General features: G+C 60.9%; 17 protein-coding genes, 1 tRNA gene and 1 pseudogene. 7 read left to right on the top strand and 12 right to left on the bottom strand.

Going from position 1 to position 21,741, the window contains the following annotated elements; genetic code table 11:
- Positions 1-225: 225 nt before the first annotated feature.
- Entirely contained in the window at positions 226-1,419 is a 1,194-nt protein-coding gene (locus tag SIN04_RS16620) for an aminotransferase class V-fold PLP-dependent enzyme (RefSeq protein ID WP_134490998.1), read from the bottom strand.
- 156 nt (positions 1,420-1,575) lie between these two features.
- Positions 1,576-2,847, bottom strand: coding sequence for a glycerate kinase type-2 family protein (locus SIN04_RS16615; protein ID WP_134490996.1), 1,272 nt, complete (start codon positions 2,845-2,847; stop codon positions 1,576-1,578).
- A 425-nt stretch (positions 2,848-3,272) separates the two neighbouring features.
- Between SIN04_RS16615 and SIN04_RS16610 the strand changes: the two genes are divergently transcribed.
- The 5 genes from SIN04_RS16610 (at position 3,273) to cutA (ending at position 9,970) form a co-directional block, all read left to right on the top strand.
- Positions 3,273-4,457, top strand: coding sequence for a malate--CoA ligase subunit beta (locus tag SIN04_RS16610; protein ID WP_134492606.1), 1,185 nt, complete (start codon positions 3,273-3,275; stop codon positions 4,455-4,457).
- Positions 4,458-4,535: 78 nt separating this feature from the next.
- Positions 4,536-5,468: a succinate--CoA ligase subunit alpha gene (gene sucD / locus SIN04_RS16605; RefSeq protein ID WP_174511623.1), complete on the top strand. Its 933-nt coding sequence runs from the start codon at positions 4,536-4,538 to the stop codon at positions 5,466-5,468.
- A gap of 311 nt (positions 5,469-5,779) precedes the next feature.
- On the top strand, positions 5,780-8,539 hold the full coding sequence (locus SIN04_RS16600) for a phosphoenolpyruvate carboxylase (RefSeq protein WP_134490994.1): 2,760 nt from the start codon (positions 5,780-5,782) through the stop codon (positions 8,537-8,539).
- A 40-nt stretch (positions 8,540-8,579) separates the two neighbouring features.
- Positions 8,580-9,557: an HpcH/HpaI aldolase/citrate lyase family protein gene (locus SIN04_RS16595; RefSeq protein ID WP_134490992.1), complete on the top strand. Its 978-nt coding sequence runs from the start codon at positions 8,580-8,582 to the stop codon at positions 9,555-9,557.
- Positions 9,558-9,652: 95 nt separating this feature from the next.
- On the top strand, positions 9,653-9,970 hold the full coding sequence (gene cutA, locus SIN04_RS16590; RefSeq protein WP_134490990.1) for a divalent-cation tolerance protein CutA: 318 nt from the start codon (positions 9,653-9,655) through the stop codon (positions 9,968-9,970).
- Here cutA and SIN04_RS16585 read toward each other — a convergent pair.
- Positions 9,967-10,398 carry a hypothetical protein gene (locus tag SIN04_RS16585; RefSeq protein WP_134490988.1) on the bottom strand — a complete coding sequence of 144 codons (432 nt, stop codon included), beginning with the start codon at positions 10,396-10,398 and terminating at the stop codon, positions 9,967-9,969. The genes cutA and SIN04_RS16585 overlap by 4 nt on opposite strands.
- 172 nt (positions 10,399-10,570) lie before the next feature.
- Here SIN04_RS16585 and SIN04_RS16580 point away from each other — a divergent pair, with 172 nt between their 5' ends.
- Positions 10,571-11,059: a molybdopterin-dependent oxidoreductase gene (locus SIN04_RS16580; RefSeq protein ID WP_134490985.1), complete on the top strand. Its 489-nt coding sequence runs from the start codon at positions 10,571-10,573 to the stop codon at positions 11,057-11,059.
- Between the two features lie 31 nt (positions 11,060-11,090).
- On the opposite strand, the gene ada is transcribed toward SIN04_RS16580, so the two are convergent.
- From ada to SIN04_RS16560, 4 genes and pseudogenes are all read right to left on the bottom strand, one after another.
- Entirely contained in the window at positions 11,091-12,176 is a 1,086-nt protein-coding gene (gene ada / locus SIN04_RS16575; protein ID WP_134490983.1) for a bifunctional DNA-binding transcriptional regulator/O6-methylguanine-DNA methyltransferase Ada, read from the bottom strand.
- 232 nt (positions 12,177-12,408) lie between these two features.
- The gene (locus SIN04_RS16570) at positions 12,409-13,104 is read right to left on the bottom strand and encodes a hypothetical protein (protein ID WP_134490981.1); all 696 of its coding nucleotides are present in this window, start codon (positions 13,102-13,104) and stop codon (positions 12,409-12,411) included.
- A gap of 351 nt (positions 13,105-13,455) precedes the next feature.
- Positions 13,456-13,915, bottom strand: a pseudogene (locus tag SIN04_RS16565) (IS701 family transposase); the annotation flags it as partial.
- A gap of 248 nt (positions 13,916-14,163) precedes the next feature.
- The gene (locus SIN04_RS16560) at positions 14,164-15,342 is read right to left on the bottom strand and encodes an alpha/beta hydrolase (RefSeq protein WP_134490979.1); all 1,179 of its coding nucleotides are present in this window, start codon (positions 15,340-15,342) and stop codon (positions 14,164-14,166) included.
- A gap of 256 nt (positions 15,343-15,598) precedes the next feature.
- Between SIN04_RS16560 and SIN04_RS16555 the strand changes: the two genes are divergently transcribed.
- The gene (locus SIN04_RS16555; protein WP_134490977.1) at positions 15,599-16,483 is read left to right on the top strand and encodes an AraC family transcriptional regulator; all 885 of its coding nucleotides are present in this window, start codon (positions 15,599-15,601) and stop codon (positions 16,481-16,483) included.
- A gap of 298 nt (positions 16,484-16,781) precedes the next feature.
- Here the strand turns inward: SIN04_RS16555 and SIN04_RS16550 are convergent.
- From SIN04_RS16550 to hisD, 5 genes are all read right to left on the bottom strand, one after another.
- Positions 16,782-16,857 (bottom strand) — tRNA-Glu (locus SIN04_RS16550).
- Positions 16,858-16,949: 92 nt separating this feature from the next.
- Positions 16,950-18,767, bottom strand: a complete 1,818-nt coding sequence (gene recJ / locus SIN04_RS16545) for a single-stranded-DNA-specific exonuclease RecJ (RefSeq protein WP_134490975.1) — start codon at positions 18,765-18,767, stop codon at positions 16,950-16,952.
- A 67-nt stretch (positions 18,768-18,834) separates the two neighbouring features.
- Complete coding sequence (locus tag SIN04_RS16540; protein ID WP_134490973.1) at positions 18,835-19,290, bottom strand: low molecular weight phosphatase family protein; 456 nt, start codon at positions 19,288-19,290, stop codon at positions 18,835-18,837.
- Positions 19,291-19,330: 40 nt separating this feature from the next.
- Positions 19,331-19,819, bottom strand: a complete 489-nt coding sequence (locus SIN04_RS16535) for a UPF0262 family protein (protein ID WP_174511631.1) — start codon at positions 19,817-19,819, stop codon at positions 19,331-19,333.
- On the bottom strand, positions 19,816-21,117 hold the full coding sequence (hisD, locus tag SIN04_RS16530; RefSeq protein ID WP_341264070.1) for a histidinol dehydrogenase: 1,302 nt from the start codon (positions 21,115-21,117) through the stop codon (positions 19,816-19,818). Before hisD ends, SIN04_RS16535 begins: the two co-directional genes overlap by 4 nt.
- Positions 21,118-21,741 lie beyond the last annotated feature (624 nt).

The following is a 21,741-nucleotide window of genomic DNA, read 5'->3' as shown; positions in this document are numbered from 1 at the left end:
GACAATGTTGGCCAGCACGTCGCAGGACGGCGTCAATTCCCTAGCGTAGCCTCGCGCGGTCGGCAGCATCGACGCTCAACAAGCGAGACGCCCCGCTCATTGCAAGGCAAGGGGAAGGCTCCAAGGCCACGCGCGGCGAGCGAGCGCGGCTCAAGGAAGGCGCGGGTCATGGGCCGCGCGGCAGCGAGCGGGAAAGCGCGTGGCGCTTTCCCCATTTTGAAAAGGCTACGCCGCCTTTTCAGCCTTGGCCGCCGCGTTTGCGGCACGATAATGGGCCTGCGCCGCCGCGACGCCGCTGCCGAGTTCAACGGGGATGCCGACATCGGCCATCGCCATCTCGGCTCCGGAGATCGCGCCAAGCAACATCAGTTCGTTGAGGTCGCCAAGGTGGCCGATGCGGAACACTTTGCCAGCGACCTGCGACAATCCGGCCCCGAGCGACATATTGTAGCGGTTGTAAGCCGTGCTGATAACGTCGACGGCGTTGTAGCCTGGCGGCACGACGATCGCCGTCACGGTGTCAGAATACCATTTCGGTTCTTTGGCGCAGGGCTGCAGACCCCATGCCTTGACGGCCGCGCGCACGCCGCCAGCCAGCCGGTGATGGCGCGCAATGACGTTATCAAGGCCTTCTTCGGACAGGATTTTCAGCGCCTCGCGGAGGCCGTAGAGCAGCGGCAGCGGCGGCGTATAGGGGAAATAGCCGGTTGCGTTGGCCTTGGTCATATCCTCGAAGTCGAAATAGCAGCGCTTCGACGTCGCCTTCTTCGAGGCGGCGATCGCTTTCGGGCTCGCCGAAAGCACGCTGAGGCCGGCCGGCAGCATCAGACCTTTTTGCGAGCCGGAAATGGCGAGATCGACGCCCCATTCATCCTGACGGAAATCAAGGCTCGCAAGCGAGCTCACGGTATCGACATAGAGCAGAGCCGGATGGCCGGCCGCGTCAATGGCCTTGCGCACGGCCCCAATGTCGCTCGCGACGCCGGTGGCGGTTTCATTGTGGCACGCCGTGACCGCCTTGATCTGGTGCGACTTATCAGCGCGCAAAATCTCCTCGATCTTTTCCGGCTTCACGCCGGTGCCCCACTCCTCCTCGAGAACCTGCACCTCGAAGCCAAGGCGCTGCGCCATATCGATCCACAAATGCGTGAACTGGCCGAAACGCGAAGCGAGAACCTTGTCGCCGGGCGACAAAGTGTTGGTGAAGGCGGCTTCCCACGCGCCCGTGCCGGAGGACGGGTAAAGGAAAACCTGCCCATCCGTCGTCTTGAAGATCTTCTTCAGATCCTGAAACAGCGGCAGAGTGAGCTCAGGGAACTTCGGCGACCGGTGGTCTTCCATCGGCACGACCATAGCGCGCAGGACTCGATCCGGGACATTGGTCGGCCCTGGGACGAAAAGAAAGTGGCGGCCCGCCATTATGCATCCTCCATTAGTACTACTTTTGTAGTGTCCACGAAAAAGCCGACAATCGCAAGTCTTCGGCTAGAGCTAGACCGATTTCGCAAGAAATCGAATATATTCTACTTCGCTCAGCACCGGCGCGCGGCGCATGACCGCCCGCTCAATCAAGAGCTAGCCTTGCCGAGCGACCAGAATGGCCCGGAAATCATTCACATTAGTGCGCGTCGGCCCTGTCACGACTAGATTGTTGAGCGACGCGAAGAAGCCATAGCCGTCATTGCTGGCGAGCCGGTCCTTCGCGAAGACGCCCGCGGCCGCGGCCTTCGCCAGACTATCAGGAAAAAGCAGCGCGCCAGCATTGTCTTCAGTGCCGTCGATGCCATCGGTATCGGCTGCGAGCGAGTAGATGCCGGCATGCCCGTCGAGAGCGACGCCAAGCGCGAGCAGAAATTCCGCATTGCGCCCGCCGCGCCCCGCCCCGCGCACGGTGACCGTTGTCTCGCCGCCCGAGATCAGCACGCACGGCGCCGCCGCCGGCTGATCGAAATGATAGACCTGGCGCGCAATAGCGGCATGCACCAGCGCCACATCGCGCGCCTCACCCTCGATGTCATTGGCGAGGATGAGCGGCGCGACGCCGGCGCTTCGCGCGACCGCCGCGGCTGCCTCGAGCGACATTTGCGGCGTCGCGATGATCTTATTGACAACCCCGTCAAGCCGGGGATCCCCCGGCTTCAACGTTTCGGACTGAGTTGATTCCAGATAGGCCCGAACATGCGCCGGCGCGGCGATCTGATATTTGTCGATAATCGCGAGAGCGTCGGCCGACGTCGTCGGATCGGCGACGGTCGGTCCAGACGCAATGACGCTTGGATCATCGCCAGGCACGTCGGAAATCAGCAATGCGATGACCCGCGCCGGCGCCGCCGCGGCCGCAAGCTTGCCGCCTTTGATCGCCGACAGATGTTTGCGCACGCAGTTCATTTCGGAAATGGTCGCGCCGCTCTTCAACAACGCTTTGTTGACGCCCTGCTTGTCAGCGAGGGTGACGCCCGGCGCTGGCAGGGCGAGCAACGCCGAGCCGCCGCCCGAAATAAGGCACAACACCAGATCATCCGCGGTGAGACCTTCGACGGAGGCGAATATGCGCTCGGCCGCCTCCCGGCCCGCCGCGTCGGGCACAGGATGGCCCGCCTCGATCACCTCGATATGGCGGCATGGCGCGCCGTGACCATAGCGTGTAACGACCAGGCCTTCGAGCGGCCCCGTCCAATGATCCTCGACCGCCTTGGCCATTGCCCCCGCCGCTTTGCCGGCGCCAACCACGATCGTGCGGCCAGCGGGAGCGGCCGGCAGATGCGGCGGCAGACATTTCCCAGGCGAGGCTGCGTCAACGGCCGCCTCGAACATATCCAGAAGAAGTTTGCGCGCGTCGAAAGCCATGGAGAGTTTAATTGCCTAATGTTTTTTGTCGGGTTCTTATCGACGCTTTTCTAATCAGCCGCAACCCATCTAAGCATTGCGGGGCGCATAATTTTAATGAGGCTAAACTAAAAAAAATGAAGGCGCATCCGCTACGGCGATGAAGCTATAAGAACGCTGGCGGCAAGCTACGGAAACTGTGACGAAGCCGTTAAGCTATTGTGGTTGACTATAGCTTGATTGAGATTTCCTATAGCGCGCGGCTGTGGCGCGCGATGGCCAAGGATCGAAAGGGCTGATAGTCTTGAGATTGGGTCCCGCGCCTTATTCAGCTTAGCGTAGAACCTCGTTAAGGAAGCCGGCGGCCTTAACGGCCCGCCGCGAAAAAATGCAATATCGGGCAGGCCCGCGCAAAGCGGAGCGCCCTCAATGTGGAGGAGGGGAAGCTGGACATTCACGAGTATCAGGCCAAGGAAATATTGGCCAATTTCGGCGTCGCAATCCCGCGCGGCGCTGTCGCCTATAGTCCCGATCAAGCCGTTTATTGCGCGACGGAGCTGGGCGGATGGCACTGGGCCGTGAAGGCGCAGGTTCACTCAGGCGGACGCGGCAAAGCCGGCGGCGTCAAGCTCTGCAAAACATATAATGAGGTGCGCGCGGCTGCGAGCGACATGCTCGGCAAGACGCTCGTCACCAACCAGACCGGGCCCGAAGGCAAGGTCGTCCAGCGCGTCTATATCGAGGTCGCTGAGCCCTTCGAGCGCGAGATCTATCTGGGTTTTGTGCTCGATCGCAAAGTCGAGCGCGTGCGCATCATCGCTTCGCGTTTCGGCGGCATGGAGATCGAGGAGATCGCCAAGGAGCATCCCGAGGAAATCCTGCAAGTCGTCGTCGAGCCCGCGGTCGGCCTTCAGCCTTTCGAAGCGCGCGAACTCGCCTTCGGCCTTGGCCTCAATCTGAAGCAGGTCAGCCGCGCGGTGCAGAGCATGCTTGGCTGCTATCGCGCCTTCCGCGACCTCGACGCAACGATGGTCGAGATCAATCCGCTCGTCGTGACAAAAGACGATCGCGTGCTCGCGCTCGACGCGAAAATGTCCTTCGACGACAACGCCTTGTTCCGCCGCGGCGCCATCGCCGACATGCGCGATCATTCGCAGGAAGACCCGCGCGAAGTTCAGGCCGCCGAACATAACCTCAACTATGTCGGCCTTGAAGGCGACATCGGCTGCATCGTCAACGGCGCCGGCCTCGCCATGGCGACGATGGACATGATCAAATATGCGGGCGGCAACCCGGCGAACTTCCTCGACGTTGGCGGCGGCGCTTCGCCGGAGCGGGTCGCCGCGGCGTTTCGCCTCGTTCTGTCCGACCGCAACGTCAGAGCGATCCTGGTCAATGTGTTCGCCGGCATCAATCGGTGCGACTGGGTCGCCGAGGGCGTCGTCCAGGCCTGCCGATCGCTCAACGTCGACGTTCCGCTGATCGTGCGGCTGGCCGGAACCAATTACCAGGCTGGCCGCGACATCATCGTCAACAGCGGACTGCCGATCATCTCCGCCGATACTCTCGCCAACGCCGCCCGCGCGGCGGTTGACGCGGTGGCGGCCGCGCCAGCCCGCGCCACGGCCTGAGCTGAACTGGGATCAAGAGGGCCTTTCCTGCGCGAGCCATAACCGGGCGAGCGGGAACAGGCCCGGGGAGCTAACGAGATGAGCATTCTAATCGATGAAAAAAGCCGGGTCCTGATCCAGGGCTTCACCGGCGACAAGGGCACTTTCCACGCCAAGGAAATGATCGAGTGCGGCACCAACGTCGTTGGCGGTGTGACGCCCGGCAAAGGCGGCTCGACCCACCTCGGCCTGCCGGTCTTCAACACCGTCAAGGACGCCGTGCGCGCGACCGGCGCGAACTGCAGCATCACCTTCGTCGCTCCGGCCTTTTGCGCCGACGCGATCATGGAGGCGGCCGACGCCGGCGTCGCGCTCGTGTGCTCGATCACGGACGGCATTCCGGCGCAGGACATGATGCGCGTGAAACGCTATCTGCTGCGCTATCAGCGCGGCCGCCGGACTTTGCTGGTTGGGCCGAACTGCGCCGGCATCATCAGCCCCGGTAAAGCCATGCTCGGCATCATGCCAAGCAACATTTACATGAAAGGCTCGGTCGGCATCGTATCGCGCTCCGGCACGCTCGGATATGAGGCCGCTTCGCAAATGAAGGATCTCGGCATCGGCGTTTCGACCAGCGTCGGCATCGGCGGCGATCCGATCAACGGCAGTTCGTTCCTTGATCATCTCGTTCTGTTCGAGCAGGATCCCGAGACGGAAGCCGTCATGATGATCGGCGAAATCGGCGGTCCGCAGGAAGCCGAAGCCGCCGCGTGGATCAAGAGCAATATGACCAAGCCGGTCGTCGGCTACGTTGCCGGGCTCACGGCGCCGAAAGGACGCCGCATGGGTCATGCGGGCGCCATCATCTCAGCGTCCGGCGACAGCGCCGCCGAAAAAGCGGAGATCATGAAGTCCTACGGGCTGACCGTCGCGCCGAGCCCAAGCGAACTCGGCTCGACTATGGCCAAGGTGTTGGGGCGCACGGGCGCTGCAGGCCAAACGCCGGCGCAACAGCCCGCGCACGCGCACTAATCCCCAGGCTGGACTGCGGCGAAGCGCATTGCCGCAGTCCAACAGCGCAAGGGGGCGCTCAAAGCCCGGCCGCTCCATGCTCCAGGAAATCCGCGAGAGTTGAGATTGGCTGGGAGGACGGCGGCTCGGCAAAGGATCGCACCGCCTCATATCCATTGAAGCGAACCGCCTGGCTTGGTTCGCTCGGGTTGTTTCACCATTCGATGCCGACGGGGGAAGCCAACCTCCGCAATCCAGCCAAATTCAAAGAGGGGGACGTGCCCAGATGACGAACGGAAACGCTTTCTGGCGGTCTCTTCGGAGCGTTCGCCATGACTGAGGCCAAGTTTCACGGGCGCCGCGACCCGATCGTGAGCGCGGTCGACGTCAGCGACGGCGCGCCATCCGGGGATCGCATCGCCACCATCCTGTTTCAGCTGCTGCTCGAGGTCGTGCAGCGACAACACCCTGAGATCGCGCCGGTTCTCGCCGGCGAGTCCGTCATCAAGAGCGCTTCGCCTGAAACGCTCTCGCGCATCTTCCAGGCGCATGGCATCTGGTTCCAGCTGCTGTCAATCATCGAGCAGGACGCGGCGATGACGGAACGGCGCCAGACCGAAAGCGAACGTGGCGAACAAGCGGTTCCGGGCACATTCGCCAACGCGATCGCAAAAGCCGCCAAGCTCGGCGTCGCCGCTCAAGATCTCGGCGAGAAACTGGCGTTGACCCGCGTGCGCCCGGTTATCACGGCGCACCCGACCGAAGCCAAGCGCGTGACCGTGCTGGAAAAGCATCGTCGCATCTACCGCCTCCTGGTCGAGCTCGAACAACCGCGCTGGACGCCACGTGAACGCGCCGGCATCATCGACCAGCTACGCGACGAAATCGAACTCCTGTGGATGACCGGCGAACTGCGGCTGGAAAAGCCCTCGGTCGAACAGGAAGTCGCCTGGGGTCTGCACTTCTTCCATGAAACGCTTTTTGACGGCGTCCCCGAACTTTTGAAAAAACTTGATCGCGCGCTGCAGCGCTCCTACCCCGGCGAGCATTTCGCGCTTTCACATTTCTTTCAGTTCGGCTCCTGGATCGGCGGCGACCGCGACGGCAATCCTTTCGTCACCAATAGAGTTACGCGGCGGGCTCTCACCGCCAATGCGATCGCGAGCCTGCGCTACTACGAGCAACGGCTTCTTCAGTTGATGCGAAGCCTCTCGATCGCTGAACGAGCGCTTCCGCCGCCGGCTGGTTTTCGCGAGGCGCTCAATCGCGCTCTGGCGGAAAGCGGCGAAGGCCCCGAAATTGCGCTGCGCAATCCCGGCGAGCCTTATCGCCAATTTCTGTTCTGCGTCCATCGCAAGCTGAAGGCCACTCTCGCGCTTTACGAAGGCGCGCGGCCGTCGGCTCCCCCTTACATCACCGCTGACGACCTCATCGCCGATCTCGCCGTGACCGAAGAGGCGTTGGCCGAAAGCGGCAGCGTCGGGCTTGCGCTGGACCTCGTGCGGCCGCTGCGCTGGGCTGTCGAGGTGTTCCGCTTCCGCACGGTCAGGCTCGACCTGCGCGAGAATACGACGCGGCTGACCCAAACCCTGCAGGCGCTTTGGCGCTCCATGCACACTGAGGCGGACGGGGAGCCGCCGCCGCACGATTCCAAGGAGTGGAAGGCCTGGCTCCTTGCCGAACTTGCGCGTCCGCACAACGGGCCTTCGATTCATCGCTCCTTGCCGCCGGAAGCCGAAGAAACGCTCGGCATGTTCAAGCTTGCGCGCGACCAGAACGAAGAATTCGACCGCGAGGCTTTTGGCAGCTTCGTGCTCAGCATGACGCGATCAGCCGCCGATGTGCTTGGCGCCTATCTTCTCGCCAAGGAAGCTGACCTCTACCACGACGCAACGCGGGTCGAGGCCTGCAACCTGCCCGTCTCGCCCCTTTTCGAGACGATAACGGACCTTCGCGCGGCGCCTGCGATCATGCGCGAATTGCTGTCGCTGCCGCTTGTCCGGCGCAGCGCCCGCATGCAGGGCGGAACGCAGGAAGTCATGATCGGCTATTCCGACTCGAACAAGGACGGCGGCTTCCTGTCCTCGAACTGGGAGCTCGCGAAAGCGCAGGACCGGCTGACGAAGATCGGCGCGGAAGCCGGCATCCCGATCTCCTTTTTCCACGGCCGCGGCGGGTCCGTGAGCCGGGGCGGCGCGCCGACGGCGCAGGCGATCGCGGCGCAGCCGGCCGGCTCCATCAGCGGGCGCTTGCGCGTCACCGAGCAAGGCGAGGTGGTCTCGTTCAAATATGCCAATAAAGGCACCGCCGCCTATCAGATGGAGATGCTGGGGGCGAGTGTTTTCGAGCATGCGCTGATATCGGAACGCGCCGCCCCGGCGCTGCGCGCCGAATTTGAAGAGGCGATGGAAGCCTTGTCCGGCGCCTCGCACGCGGCCTATGCGGGCCTCATCAATCATCCGGACCTTCTGACCTATTTTCAGTCGGCAAGCCCGCTTGACGAGATTTCGATGCTGAATATCGGCTCGCGTCCAGCGCGCCGCTTCGGCGCTCGTTCGCTGAGCGACCTGCGCGCCATTCCATGGGTCTTCGCCTGGGCGCAGAACCGCCACGTCATCACCGGCTGGTACGGCGTCGGCAGCGGCGTCGCCAGCTTCCTTGATGTCCGCAAGGAGCGTGGGCTCGCTCTGCTCCGTCGCATGTTTGCAGAGTCCGAGCTGTTTCGCATGATCGTCGGGGAAGTGGAGAAAACCCTCGGCCTCGTCGATCTCGACATCGCGCGCGAATATGCCGGGCTCGTCTATGACGATGACGTGCGCGAGGCGATCTTCGGCATGATCACGGCCGAATATGCCCTGACGCACAAAATGATCTTGAAGATTACAGAGGAAGACGAAATCGGGCAGCGCTTCCCCTCTTATCGAAGCCGGCTCGAACATCGGCTGCCGACCATCAACAAGATCAATCGCGAGCAGGTGGAGCTCTTGCGCGGGTTCCGGGCCTGCACAAACGAACTGAGCAAAGAGGCCTATAAATCCAATCTTCTGCTCTCGATCAACTGCATCGCCAGCGGTCTCGGCGCCACCGGATGAAGCCGCACCAATATAGTATTTAGGAAAAGGAAATGACGCTATGAGCTTCACCATCATCGAACAAGCGACGCCGCGCTTGCATCGCTCGGAACTCGCCGTTCCCGGCTCCAACCCCGGCCTCTTCGAGAAAGCCGCGACGTCAGCAGCCGACATCATCTTCCTCGACGTCGAAGACGCCGTCGCGCCGGACGACAAGGAGCAGGCCCGCAAGAACATCATCGCGGGTCTCAACGAGATCAATTGGGGTTCAAAGACCATGATGGTGCGCATCAATGGTCTTGACACCCATTACATGTACCGCGACGTCGTCGACATCGTGGAGGCATGCCCGCGCCTCGACATGATCTTGATTCCGAAGGTCGGCGTGCCGGCCGACGTCTACGCGATCGACATGCTGGTGACGCAGATCGAGGCCGCCAAGAAGCGCCAGAAACGCATCGGCTTCGAGATCTTGATCGAGACCGCGCTCGGCATGGCCAATGTCGAAGCCATCGCGCAATCGAGCAAGCGCCTCGAAGCAATGTCTTTCGGCGTCGCGGATTATGCCGCCTCGACCCGCGCCCGCACCACCGTCATCGGCGGCGTTAACGCGGATTACGGCGTGCTGACCGATAAGGACGCCAAGGGAGACAGACAGTATTTTTGGGCTGATCCCTGGCACGCCGCGCAAACCCGCATGATGGTCGCCTGCCGCGCCTATGGCCTGCGCCCCATCGACGGACCCTTCGGCGATTTCTCCGATCCCGACGGCTTCATCGCGGCGGCCAATCGCGTCGCAGTGCTCGGCTATGAAGGAAAATGGGCGATCCACCCTTCGCAGATCGAGCTCGCCAATAAGGTCTTCACGCCGTCCGACGCGGAGGTCAACAAGGCGCGCCGGATCGTGGCGGCGATGGACGAGGCGGCGAAAGCCGGAAAGGGCGCCGTCTCGCTCGACGGCCGCCTTATCGATATCGCCAGCATCCGCATGGCGGAAGCCCTTCTGGCGAAAGCCGATTCGATCGGCGTCGCCGCCTGAGTCCAAACGGCAGCTCTTGAAAAGGTTGACGGCTCGGCCGAAACTCGCCCGCGGCGCAAGCTGCGGGCGAGTTCATTTGGCGATCGGCCTATCCGATGAAGATCTTTTACGTCACGCTCAACACTGTCGAAGAGGCTCGCGAGATCGCGCGGGCGGTCTTGGAGCGGCGCCTGGCCGTCTGCTGCAACTGGTTTCCAATTACCTGCGCCTACCGCTGGGAGGAGGAAATCAAGGAAGAGCCGGAAGTTGTTCTGCTCATAAAGACGCGGGCCGGTTACCGGCCAGCGGTCGAGGCGGCGATTGGAAGCGTCGTCAGTTACGTCAATTGCATTGCCGAATTCGCGCCCGACTCGGTGAATGCCGCGTTTCTCGACTGGCTCCACCGCGACGTGCCTGAACCCGTGAAAAGCTAGGCTGGAACCGACAAGAGGGCAGTTGCGCCTGCCGATCGCGCGCGCTCTTTCGCTTGCATGACGCCGTCCCAATCAGGAGCGCCGGTCGTCAGAAAATTGACGATCGCGCGGGCGGCGCCGCACGCCTCCGCCCGCCATCCGGGATGGCGATGGTTGACCGTGAAATCTGGGAAAAAGAGCGCCGCCAGCGGGCTGTCGCACTGGGCTTGATTTTGCACGTAACGGCGAGCGCCGCGAACGGAAATACCGTGCGCGAGAGCCATGTGGCCGCCGATGCAGCCAACCGAACCGCAATCTGCAGCCGCTCGCGTCATGTCGAGCGCAACGGTTCCGTCCATAAGCTTCAACGCGAGTGCGATCAGCTCTTCTCTTTCCCATTCTTCGATGCCGAGCGCGGTTGCCGGCTGATAGGGGTCGTGGTGCTTCATCGACTGCTCCTGGAGGCGATTAACCTTACACGCAGTGACTTGTGAGTCTTGAAGCCTCTCATGAGAGTCAGGGTGTGACAAGAGGCGCGTCGTCAAGGGCGGCTTTGATATGGAGCTTATGATTTCATTAGGATATGGAAGGGTGGGATTGGATCCAAGATTGGAAGATCTCATGAGACCGCTCTGCACGCTGACTGCCCTTTTTTTGATCGTCAGCGGCCCCGCGAGCGCTGAAGATGGCGCCGCGGGCGTTGCGCTCACGGGGCTCGGCGGCGAGCAGGCGTCGATAACGCGCGCCGAGCTCGACGCTCTCCCCCGCGTAAAAATCAGCGTCGACCAGCATGGCGCCACTCACGCTTATGAAGGCGCCCTCCTCGGCGATGTTCTGGCTAAAGTCGGCGTTCCTCGAGGCAAGGCCATCCATGGACCGGAGATGGCCGACATCGTCATCGTCGAGGCGCGTGACGGCTACAGGATCGCGCTCGACCTGGCCGGAACGGATGCGGCGACGAGAAGCGATCGCGTGATTCTGGCTGACAGTATGGACGGCGCGCCGCTGGAAGATGAGAAAGGCCCGTTTCAGCTCGTCGTCGAAGGCGATCTGCGTCCAGCGCGGGCCGTCCGTATGGTTTCAGCGATCAAGGTCGAGCGCGTCCGCTGAGGCGCAAGGCAGCTGCTGGGTTAAGCAGCTTTCATTTCGCTTTCATTTCACGCGCGAGCAAAGCCCGTTTGCGCTCGACGCCCCAGCGATAGCCTGACAATGCGCCATCCTTGCGGATCACCCGGTGACACGGGATCGCGAGGGCCACCGGATTGGCGGCGCATGCGCCTGCTACCGCGCGGACTGCCTTTGGCGCTCCGATCCGCCCGGCGATCTCGGCATAACTCTCTGTTGAGCCCATTGAGATTTCCTGAAGGGCTTTCCAGACGCGCCGCTGAAAGGCGGTGCCGCGCACATCGAGCGGCAGCTCAAGACCAAGCGCTGGCGCCTCGACAAAACCGACTACCTTCGCGATCAGCGCCTCGAATGCCGCGTCAGCGCCAATGAGCCTGGACTGCGGGAAGCGATCCTCAAGATCGCGCAGAAGCGCGGACGGATCATCACCCATCGAGATGGCGCAGACCCCTTTGGCGCTTACCGCGACAAGAATCGCGCCAAGAGAGGATTGACCGATGGCGAAGCGGATTTCCGCGCCAGCGCCGCCGGCCTGAAAAGCGGTGGGAGTCATGCCCAAGATCTGATTGGCCTTTGCATAGAAGCGGCCGCTCGAGTTGAAGCCCGCATCGAAAATAGCTTCGGTCACCGTCTTGCAGCTGGCAAGTTGGCCCCTGAGCTTGCGGGCCCGCTGCGCGCTCGCGTAGTCGGTCGGCGTCAATCCCGTCGTCGCCTTGAAAACATGATGAAAATGAGAGGCGCTTAACCCTGCCGCCTTGGCCAGCCGGGCCAACCGCGGAGGTTCTTCGGCGGCTTCAATCAAGCGGCAGGCGTCAGCCACTTTCGCGGCGTATCGTTGCGCTAGCGGCGCGGCGTCGGGGCGGCAGCGCTGGCAGGGACGAAAGCCTGCGGCCTCCGCGGCCGCCGCCGTGGCGTGGAACCGGACATTCTTCGGGTTGGGCCGCCGCGCCGGACAGGATGGGCGGCAGTAAACGCCAGTCGTTTCAACGGAATAGAAAAACGAGCACTCCGCCGAAGGATCGCGGGCGACGATTGAAGTCCAGCGCGGATCTTGCGTCGCTGGCGCGTCGGGCTGCTGTCGTTGCTTGGGGCGCGGGTTCATGAACGGATCCTTTCACGATTCGTATCGTGAAGCGTCACTTGCCAGCTGACCACTCGCGCCGCACTGCGAGTCTTGCTATTGAATCGAAAAACCTTCGGTCATCGTCGTCGCCGCGGACGGCGGCGCAAATGTCGCGAAACGTCAACAATGCCGCTTCTCGTCGCAATTCTTTGTTTCGCGACGGCCAGATTTCAACACGTCGGAACGCGTTCCGCATGCTTAGCTAATCCCGTCAATTGTAATAGCCCGCGAAAAAGGGCGTGCCATAACCATCGACGGGGTCGAAAATGCCATGGCTATTGGTATTAACAAAGCCGTAGCCTTGATCAAAATCATAGGCAATTGCTTCGCTGGCCATCGCTGTGCCTATCGCGTTCCGATACTGGATCTTGCGATGCTGCCGCTCTTGCGCGGCGCCGATGCGATATTGTGGCGGCAGCGGATAGAACCCCGCTCCGCTCTCCCCGTCTTGCGAGAGGGCGACAAAGCCGGAAGATCCGTGTGCGGGGCGCCGCCGCCTTTCTTCCGCGGCGTAGCTGAGGCTGGTGCGCTGCGCATGAGCGCGGCGGTGGGACGCCGCGGTCCCTTTGGTCGCCTCGGAGGCCTGTCCAGCGGACATCATTAAAGCGAGCGCAAGAGTTGCGATGGCCGCAAGAGTGGCCGCCGTCTTTTGAAAGCGCATTATCCTCATCTCCAAATGCCGGCGAATCTCGCGTCGCGACCAAAAGAAAAGCCTCAAGCGGATACGCCTTGGACGCATCCGCCAATAAACAGGCAAGGCAATTGCGCTTCCTTGAATCGCTGTCCTCGACCTCCAACTTGGCATGTTTTCTTTAAGCCAACATCTTTCTGGCGAGAAGCTTTTATCGATACCAGGAGAAATCGCCTTCCCGAGGGGGCCTGGAGAGGGATCGGCCGGATTCTTCATTCTACGGAGCCGCGAGGGATCTGACCTCGTTTTTTCTTGCGAACTGCGCCGACGAATATTTTTCCATTTTGGAACCGCCCCCCGTACGCGTCGCACATTTCGTGATGACGGCGCACGCCAGCAGCACGCGATCATTAAGGAACGGCTCGCCGCGGTGGCCGGAACTCTGAAGCGCGGACGAACGGCAATGAAGGCTGACAAGCGTACAACGCGGTCCTCGCATGCCCCCCAATGGCGCGCGCCCCCGGTTCGGGCCAATCTCGCAAGGCCCAAACCGCCGCGTTAATTATCGTCACGCGGGCACGACGTTGTAGGCTTGACCCCGGCTTCTCCAAAATCGGACTGAAAATTGACCATCACCGGCACCTCGCGCGACGCCAACGTTACCGAGACCAGCGACTGACAGTTGGCAGTCTTTCCGAGCGACGAGGCATATTGTGGCGCGACGCCAACCGAGTGACGTCCCTTCTTGGGTAACGCCGTGTCATCGATGACAAGAAAACCCGCCTCATCGCCAACCAGGCCATCTGCTTCCTTCAGCAGAGCAGCCTCGAGTGGAGCGCTGTCCCAAACTCCGGCTGCGACGAAATGATGAAGCTGATCGTAGCCGACCTCGCTGGCGCGCGCCGCCATCGACTGAACGCTCTTGCGGTCCCCTGGACCAATCAAACCCGCGACATAGAGAGGGCACATCCGCGCCCGAGTCTTATGCTGTAGCGCCGCGACAAACGGCGCAAGCCAGCGATCGAGATCGGCTTGCCAGTCCACGTCCATTGATCGGCCCTCCATAGGCCGACCTCTCATGAATCACGCAAACCCTCCCTCGGGAATCCCAAAAACTCGCCTGCAGCTAAAAATTTGCCAAAGTAGTGCTAACTTGTTTTGCTTGGTTAAATATAGATCTGACGGAGTAGACCGAACGTTCCGCCCCAACGCTGCAGCGGAAGAAGAACGCACCGGTATAACAGTGCTCCCTGCGCCGACTGTGACCATTACTTTACATATGCGTGCAAGTAACAGCCCTGCGCCGCGCGAGGCGGGCAGGGCTTTTCCGCATGATCAATAATGAGACGGCCAGTAGTTGTGGTCGTGGTCGTTGTTCACATACCCGTCCAAGTTGGCCTTCTTCAGGAACTTGTCCAGGAGAGATGCAACCTTGTCGTTGTCCATGTCGGCAAACGCGATGTGCGTGCTTCCTTTGAGCCCCGCATCGTCCCCGAGCTTGAGGACTTCCGCGTGGCCGCCATACTTGTTGATGAGCTTGGCGCACAGGCGGGACTGCGCAACGAAGGTGCTAACGAAGGTGCCGGTTTCAGGCCGGTGGTCACCCCACACGAACTGGATCGATTTGAGCTTCGCCAGTTTCTTGAAGTCCGCGAGCGGAACGCCGATGGGTCCGAAGGCGCAGGCCGGCCCCGGGTCTGTGCAGAGCTTGGGGCTCTCGGGGTCACCGATGGGGAACACGTATCCGATGCTTTCGTAAGTGACGATGCCCTTGATGTTGTCGTTCTGGCTCTTGGTCGTCGTCCGCATAGCGCGAAGTCCACCCGCGGAATTGGTGAGGTAAACGATGCTCTTACCCAGTCTGCCGGAGTCAGCCGCTATGGCTGCTGCATCCGTCTCAATCTCGATATTCTTCGCCATATCGAACTCGTCATAGCGAGCGCTAGTCGCCTGGGCCCAAGCATAGGCATTGGTGGTCGGAAACTGCACGTCGGGCCACCATTCTGCTGCCGTCGGCAATAATCCGGCGGGAGTCACGGGGCCGAAATTCCACGCCGCGAAATTGCCCTGATCCCGGGATGAAGGCACGTAGTTGATCGGCTCGCAGCTCCAGTTCGCGCGCCCGACCCTTGGCCCATCCCACAAGTAGACGGGGTAATCGCGGCGCAGGAACATGTCCTTGTAGCCTTCGCCACCGTCCCAGCGGTTCTGCCACACCTGCGTGCTGGAGCTGTGCCACATGACGAGGCTCGTCTTGCGCGGGTTAGCCGGCAAGAAATACTCAACGTACCCGTGATCGCACGACAGCGTCCGATTGGGGGTCGCGGGGTCGATGGGGATGACCTTACCGCCGACTTCGAATCCGCCGGAGCTGTCGAGCACGATGGGCTTGCGAGCCTCCCAGGCCAAGGCGCCGCCGCTTGTCGCTGCGATGAGCAAGAGCGCAGCTAACGGACAATAATTTCTCAAAGCCCGAGGACTGGATTTCGCCAGTCGATTGTTTTCATTGTTCATAATTCCTCCGTTTGCTTTTTAACGACCAGCGTTTTCGATCTTCGTCGAAAACTAAAGTGCGCTCGTCAAAAAGAACCCTAGAGGTGGACGCGGGAGGAAACGACAATGATCCTGTGCATTTGAGCATGATCCTGCACGTCACATAATTAAAGTTCACAACGTCGTGAGCTCTAGCTAAAGGAACGAAATTGACAGTGAGTCGTTAATCACAAAAGCGTGAACCATTATCGGCCCTCGCTGAGAACTGGACCTGTCAATGAGTGCGACGCGAATTGAATTTATCGCACAAGGACGGCGCGTGCCGTTGTTCCGCACGGCGGATTTGATGAGTGCCGATCACCCCTGGGCCGGTTTTAGCTTCGAAGAGGCGAATGCGCCGGGCGGGCCGATGCCGAGCCATTCCTGGTCAAAGACCACGCTATTGTATGTCACGGGTGGTCAGGGTTTTTTGCGTTGGAAGCACCGAGGCATTTGGAGCGTTGACCCACTCGAGCCCGGAACCGTGTCCATTACACGCCGCAACGTGGAGATCCAATCTGTCCTGCCAGGTGGCTCATTTCGGATGATGGTGCTGCAGCTGGATGGCTCTAGGTTGGAGGACCTCGCACCCGCTCAAGTTCTTGCAATTGATAAGTCGTTGAGTCCTGTGCAGGTGACAGGAGATTTCAGGCTTGCCACGCTATTGTCTGCAATGTCTGCGGAAGTCAAAGATGGATGCACCTCTGGCAGGCTATTTGGAGAATCGATCTCCGTCGCATTCCTGACGTATCTCGCGGGTAGATACGCCACCCCTCAGCTTCTGACCGGTTGCGAGAAAAGCCTGTCGCCGGCTGAGATGCGGACCCTCGTCGGCTACATCCGAGAGCGGCTGGTCAGCGACATCTCCGTAACGGAGCTGGCCAGACTGATGCAGATGAGTGCCTCTCACTTTGCTCGTATTTTCAAGGCTTCGTTCGGGATGACGCCCTATCAATTTGTAATGCGGGAACGTGTTGCGGGAGCGAAGGACCTGTTTACAAGCACGACCCTGTCCGGAAGTCAGGTGGCCGCGGAAATCGGCTTTTCGAGTCAAAGTCACTTCGCGAAGGTCTTCCGCCAGTTCACGGGCGTCACTCCCAAGCAGTACAAAGCCGGCCTCTAGTCGAGACGTGCAGCGCGTCGCGTACCGGTCGCCGTTTCGATCGAGAGAGGCATTCATGGCTGACCTTAAGACTGTCGCACCGCCAGCACCGGATTAAAGCTCGGAAGAGCGGTCGCAAATAGCTCCTATTTCGACCGTCTCTGTGTCCGCTGGGAACTACGACCTGGAGCAACTCAAAGGTCAGCGGCCCGTGGCGCAACGCGGCCGCCTGCCGCCCAGCAACGAACTACCCGTTCGCCACGACCGCAGATGCTTGTGTGAGACGGTATCCGAAATCGATTTAAGTTGTTGATTTCACTGGCGCGCCCAAGGGGAATCGAACCCCTGTTTTCGCCGTGAAAGGGCGACGTCCTAGACCGCTAGACGATGGGCGCGCGGGCTGAAACGCTCATGTTTCGCATGTTCGTCACCCAGCCGTGGGAGATATAAAGGGCGATTGGCGGCCTGGCAAGTTCAAGAAAGCGATTCACGCCATACGTTGGTCAACGCGAGCGATATCCAGCAAGCGCAGCTGAACGCGCTCCGCGCCACCCCACTGATCCAAGGCCAAAGTCCCCGCCAAATGAACCATCGCGCCGCGGGCTGCGCGAAGCGCATGCTCCAATGGCTGTCCGCTTGCGCGGAACGCGATCCCGTCGATCTTCGCCCCATCGCCCGCTTGGGCGCGCAGCCGAATGTGTCCGTTGCCCACCTCAGAGACATCGAGAAGTCGATGGGCCGGCAAAGCGAAAACGGGTTCGGCATTGCCGGATCCATACGGGCCGGCGCGCTCCAAAGCCTTGACCAGGGTCGGCGTCGCGCCAGCCGCGGTCAGAGCCGCGTCGATCAGGAGAGCCTGCTCCGCGCGGCCTTCGGCCACCTTTTTAGCCAGGGCGATTTCCAGAAAGGCGCGAAAATCCTCGACCCGCTCCGGTCGGATCGTAATTCCGGCGGCCATGGCGTGGCCGCCGCCCTTCACCAGAATCTCGGCCTCGACCGCCTCGCGGACGACGAAGCCAAGATCAACACCGGGAATCGAACGCCCCGATCCGGTCCCTGATCCGCCATTTGGGGAAAAAGCAATCGCAAAGGCTGGCCGGCGGAATTTGTCTTTCAGCCTTGAGGCGACAAGTCCGACGACGCCAGGATGCCAATCGTCCGAAGCGACGAGGATCGCCGCGCCAACGTCATCGGCGCCAAGTCTGGCGAGCGCTTGCGCCTCGGCCTCCTCCAGCGTCCCGCCTTCGAGCACCTGCCGCTCGCGGTTGAGGCGATCGAGCTCTCCCGCGATGCGTCGGGCGTCGGCCGGATCGGCGATGCTGAGGAGCCGTGCGCCGAGCGCTGCATCGCCGATCCGGCCACCGGCGTTGATGCGAGGACCAATCAGAAAGCCAAGATGATAGGGCCTTGGCGGTCCATCGATCTTGGCCACGTCAAAGAGCGCCGCAAGGCCCGGTCGCGCTCGCCGCCGCATGACCGCCAATCCTTTAGTGACGAAGGCGCGGTTGAGGCCGCTCAACGGGGCGACATCGGCGATGGTCGCCAGCGAAACCAGATCTAGTCCCGCAAGAAGATCCGGTTCCGGGCGAAAAGAAAAGAACCCCCGAGCCCGCAAGAGTCGATTGAGAGCTATCAGAGTCATAAATACGACGCCGGCCGCGCACAGCTGACCCAACTGTGAGAGATCATCCTGCCGGTTCGGATTGACGACGAGCGCGTCCGGCAACGTCTCCGGCGCCTGATGATGGTCGATGACAATCGGATCAAGGCCAAGGCGCCGCGCTTCGACAAGCGGCGCGTAGCTCATTGTGCCACAATCGACAGTAATCAGAAGCTTGGCGCCGGCTGCGGCCAATGTTTGTATGGCGGCGATATTCGGACCATATCCTTCAAAAATGCGATCGGGGATATAGACGACGGACGATATGCCGCAAGCCTCAAAATAATCAGCCAGCAAGGCGGAGGACGCCGCGCCGTCGACGTCATAATCGCCGAATATCGCTATTTTGTCGCCGCGCTCGACCGCATGTGCGATTCTGTCCGCCGCAGCATCCATGTCCTTCAGGCAGTGCGGATCGGGCAAGAGTCGCCGCAAACTCGGATCAAGATAATCTTCCGAGGTCTCGGGGCCAACTCCGCGGCCGGCGAGAATGCGGGAAAGAATGTCGCCGTGACCCTGCAGCTGGGCGATGGCGAGGGCTCGCGCCTGTCCGTTGGCGTCAAGCCGATCTCGCCAGGCGAGCCCAAGCGCAGAGCGCTGCACGCCAAGAAACGGACGGCTCGACGAGGTAATAGAATCGCTCATGGCTTATCTTAGCGGCTCGGCCGGCCCAGAGCGAGCCTTGACCGAAGCGACGCAGCGCGCGGGAATCTCAAAGATTCCCCATCGGCCGATAATCCAGCAGTTTTTCGATGCGCTCCAAAAGCCCGTCTCGGACGTTGCGATAAGCGTCGAGTACGCGCTCCCGCGAACCTTCGACAGCCGTTGGATCGAGCGTCGGCCAATATAACACTTCAATCGCAAGCGTCCGCGTGAACTCAAGCGCCTTGTGATGAGCCTCCGGCGAAAGGGTCACGATGAGATCGAAAGAACTGTCTTCAAGATCCTCAAAAGTATGAGGTCGATGCTTGCTCATGTCGATGCCAAGTTCTTCCATGGAAGAGACGGCAAAGCGGTCCGGTTCGCCCCGTTTCAATCCAGCTGAGGCAAAATAGATCTCTTTCCCAAAAAAGTGTCTCCCCAAAGCCTCCGCCATAGGTGACCGCACCGAATTTTGCGTGCAGGCAAAAAGGATGGATTGCGGACGATCCTTGACCCCGACCTTCATCTCGGCGGCGCCTTGGCGTCCCCTTCCAAAGGCATGGATCCTAGCCCTTCCAGTGCAATGCGGCGACTAGCGTGAAAATCCGGCGCGCCGTATCGATATCGCAATCGATTTTGCCTTTGAGGCGCTCTATCAGCATCTGGGCGCCTTCGTTGTGGAGCGCCCGCCGTCCCATGTCGATGGCCTCGATCTGTCCTGGCATCGCCGTTCTGATCGCGGCATAATAGCTTTCGCAAACAAAAAAGTAGTCTTTGAGCAACCCCCGCAAAGGCGTCAAGGAAAGAATATGCGCCACCAGCGGAGCGTTGCCTTCGTCGAGAATTTCCAGGACGAGCTTCGAATCCTGGAGGCCAATCTTGAGCGCATAAGGGCCGGCGTCGTGTCCAGGCACGCCAAAGCTGTTCTCTTCCAGTAAATCGTAGATCGCGATCTGGCGCTCGTGTTCCTTGTCAGCCGTGCTTCGGCCGATTGAGGCCTCGTCAAGCGTCACAGATACGAGCCGATTGCGGGCGCCGGGATCCGTTCCGCTCATGCTGACCCTTTATCGAGGCGGAGCGCGACAGAGCGCGCATGAGCGTCGAGGCCCTCGGCCCGCCCGAGCGCGATTGCAGCGGGCCCGAGGACGGAGAGGCTTTGAGCGACACATTTCAGGATCGACGTCTTCTTCATGAAGTCGAGGACATTTAGACCGGATGAAAATCGCGCGGAGCGCGCGGTGGGCAAGACATGGTTGGAGCCACCGACATAATCGCCAATCGCCTCCGGGGTATAGGCGCCAAGAAATATCGCGCCGGCATTTCGTATGCCAAGGCTCAGCGCCTCGGGGTCCGCCGTAACGATTTCAAGATGTTCAGGCGCCAGACGATCCGCCAGCGGTATGCTATCCCGCAAGTCGGCAACAAGAATGATCGCGCCAAAATCGCGCCAGCTGGCGGCGGCGATTGCCTGGCGCGGAAGCGACGCCAATTGACGCTTCACAGCGGCTTCGACAGCGTCGGCAACGCTTGCATCGTCAGTAATCAGGATCGATTGAGCCGCCGCGTCATGCTCGGCCTGGGCGAGGAGATCGGCCGCGATCCACTCTGGGTTAGCGTGCTTGTCGGCGATGATCAAGACTTCGGACGGTCCAGCAATCATGTCGATGCCGACGGTCCCAAAAACGCGGCGCTTGGCGGCCGCGACATATGCATTGCCTGGACCGACGATTTTGGCGACCGGCGCGATCGTCCTCGTGCCATAGGCCAGCGCCGCGATCGCTTGCGCGCCGCCAATGCGATAGACCTCATCGACGCCAGCAAGTTTTGCCGCCGCCAAGACCAGCGGTTTGATTTCGCCTCCCGGCGCGGGCACGACCATAACAACACGTTCGACGCCGGCGACCTTAGCCGGGGTCGCATTCATCAACACCGACGAGGGATAGCTTGCGGTCCCCCCAGGCACGTAAAGCCCGACAGATTCAATCGAGCGCCAGCGCCATCCGAGTTCAACCCCCAGTTCATCCGTGAAGCGCTCATCGTGCGGATACTGCCGCTCGTGAAAGGCGACGATTCGTGTGTGCGCCAGCCTGAGCGCGGCTAGAGCTTCCTCATCGCAGAGACCGAACGCAGCATCAACGTCGGCGGAGCTGACGCGCAATCCCAGTCCAGCGAGGTCAACTTTGTCGAATTTTCGCGAATAGCTGATGAGCGCATCGTCTCCGTTCGCGACAACATCGGCGATAATCCCCTGCACGAGTTGATCGACGTCTTCGGCCGCCTCCCTTTTCATGGCGAGAAGCGCCTGAAAGGAAACGCTAAAATCCGCTCTCCTGGCATCCAGCCGCAAGGGCATAAACCGATCTCCTCAATCTCTGCGCAGCTTTTACGTCGACCCGTGTAGCCGTCTGCGCAGAGGGTGGCAACATTTTGGCGCGCCCTTTCGTGCTCCGCCCAGAACACGCGTCCAGCGACGCTTTCGTAACAAAGCATCACGAGCGCCATCAGCCGGGAGGGGGACCGTGCGAAGGGTTGTTTGCAACGGCCGGAGCTTATAGCAATCTTTCGATTTTGACCGAAAGGCTTTTTTGGCCTTCTCAAGGCGCAAAAAGCCCGCGGTGGCGCTTGAGCTTCACGCGATTCAGTCTAGTTTATTTCTCTGATCGGGATGAAAGCGCCACAACATGTTAGTTGTAAATAAATAACAACTGGTCTATTTTGTTGTATTTCATTTATTATAGCGCATATATTACAATTTTACTTATATAATAAGCGTGGATAAGTGGCCCAGCGCGGGAACAAGGCTCCCACCTCTCGCGTGCAATAGGGCTAGGATGGTGCAGAAACCCTGCCCCGGCCGAGAGTCGATGCACCCGGATTACCGATTGCTGGGTTGCGTGGATACAGCTTGACCGAATGGTGACGCCAGATTGATCCAACGCTGTCTTTTTGGGTTTGTCGCGCTCGCCCCGCGCGCCTC

The organism is Methylocella tundrae (genome assembly GCF_038024855.1).
Taxonomy (GTDB): domain Bacteria; phylum Pseudomonadota; class Alphaproteobacteria; order Rhizobiales; family Beijerinckiaceae; genus Methylocapsa; species Methylocapsa tundrae.
The sequence above is the reverse complement of the archived record's forward strand: the minus strand, read 5'-3'. Positions and strand labels throughout refer to the sequence as shown.

What these genes read in the sequence shown, in the direction of transcription:
- SIN04_RS16620 (WP_134490998.1), bottom strand. Translation starts at nt 1,419, where the DNA reads ATGGCGGGCCGCCACTTTCTTTTCGTCCCAGGGCCGACCAATGTCCCG.
- SIN04_RS16615 (WP_134490996.1), bottom strand. Translation starts at nt 2,847, where the DNA reads ATGGCTTTCGACGCGCGCAAACTTCTTCTGGATATGTTCGAGGCGGCC.
- sucD (WP_174511623.1), top strand. Translation starts at nt 4,536, where the DNA reads ATGAGCATTCTAATCGATGAAAAAAGCCGGGTCCTGATCCAGGGCTTC.
- SIN04_RS16600 (WP_134490994.1), top strand. Translation starts at nt 5,780, where the DNA reads ATGACTGAGGCCAAGTTTCACGGGCGCCGCGACCCGATCGTGAGCGCG.
- SIN04_RS16595 (WP_134490992.1), top strand. Translation starts at nt 8,580, where the DNA reads ATGAGCTTCACCATCATCGAACAAGCGACGCCGCGCTTGCATCGCTCG.
- cutA (WP_134490990.1), top strand. Translation starts at nt 9,653, where the DNA reads ATGAAGATCTTTTACGTCACGCTCAACACTGTCGAAGAGGCTCGCGAG.
- SIN04_RS16585 (WP_134490988.1), bottom strand. Translation starts at nt 10,398, where the DNA reads ATGAAGCACCACGACCCCTATCAGCCGGCAACCGCGCTCGGCATCGAA.
- SIN04_RS16580 (WP_134490985.1), top strand. Translation starts at nt 10,571, where the DNA reads ATGAGACCGCTCTGCACGCTGACTGCCCTTTTTTTGATCGTCAGCGGC.
- ada (WP_134490983.1), bottom strand. Translation starts at nt 12,176, where the DNA reads ATGAACCCGCGCCCCAAGCAACGACAGCAGCCCGACGCGCCAGCGACG.
- SIN04_RS16570 (WP_134490981.1), bottom strand. Translation starts at nt 13,104, where the DNA reads ATGAAGAATCCGGCCGATCCCTCTCCAGGCCCCCTCGGGAAGGCGATT.
- SIN04_RS16560 (WP_134490979.1), bottom strand. Translation starts at nt 15,342, where the DNA reads ATGAACAATGAAAACAATCGACTGGCGAAATCCAGTCCTCGGGCTTTG.
- SIN04_RS16555 (WP_134490977.1), top strand. Translation starts at nt 15,599, where the DNA reads ATGAGTGCGACGCGAATTGAATTTATCGCACAAGGACGGCGCGTGCCG.
- recJ (WP_134490975.1), bottom strand. Translation starts at nt 18,767, where the DNA reads ATGAGCGATTCTATTACCTCGTCGAGCCGTCCGTTTCTTGGCGTGCAG.
- SIN04_RS16540 (WP_134490973.1), bottom strand. Translation starts at nt 19,290, where the DNA reads ATGAAGGTCGGGGTCAAGGATCGTCCGCAATCCATCCTTTTTGCCTGC.
- SIN04_RS16535 (WP_174511631.1), bottom strand. Translation starts at nt 19,819, where the DNA reads ATGAGCGGAACGGATCCCGGCGCCCGCAATCGGCTCGTATCTGTGACG.
- hisD (WP_341264070.1), bottom strand. Translation starts at nt 21,117, where the DNA reads ATGCCCTTGCGGCTGGATGCCAGGAGAGCGGATTTTAGCGTTTCCTTT.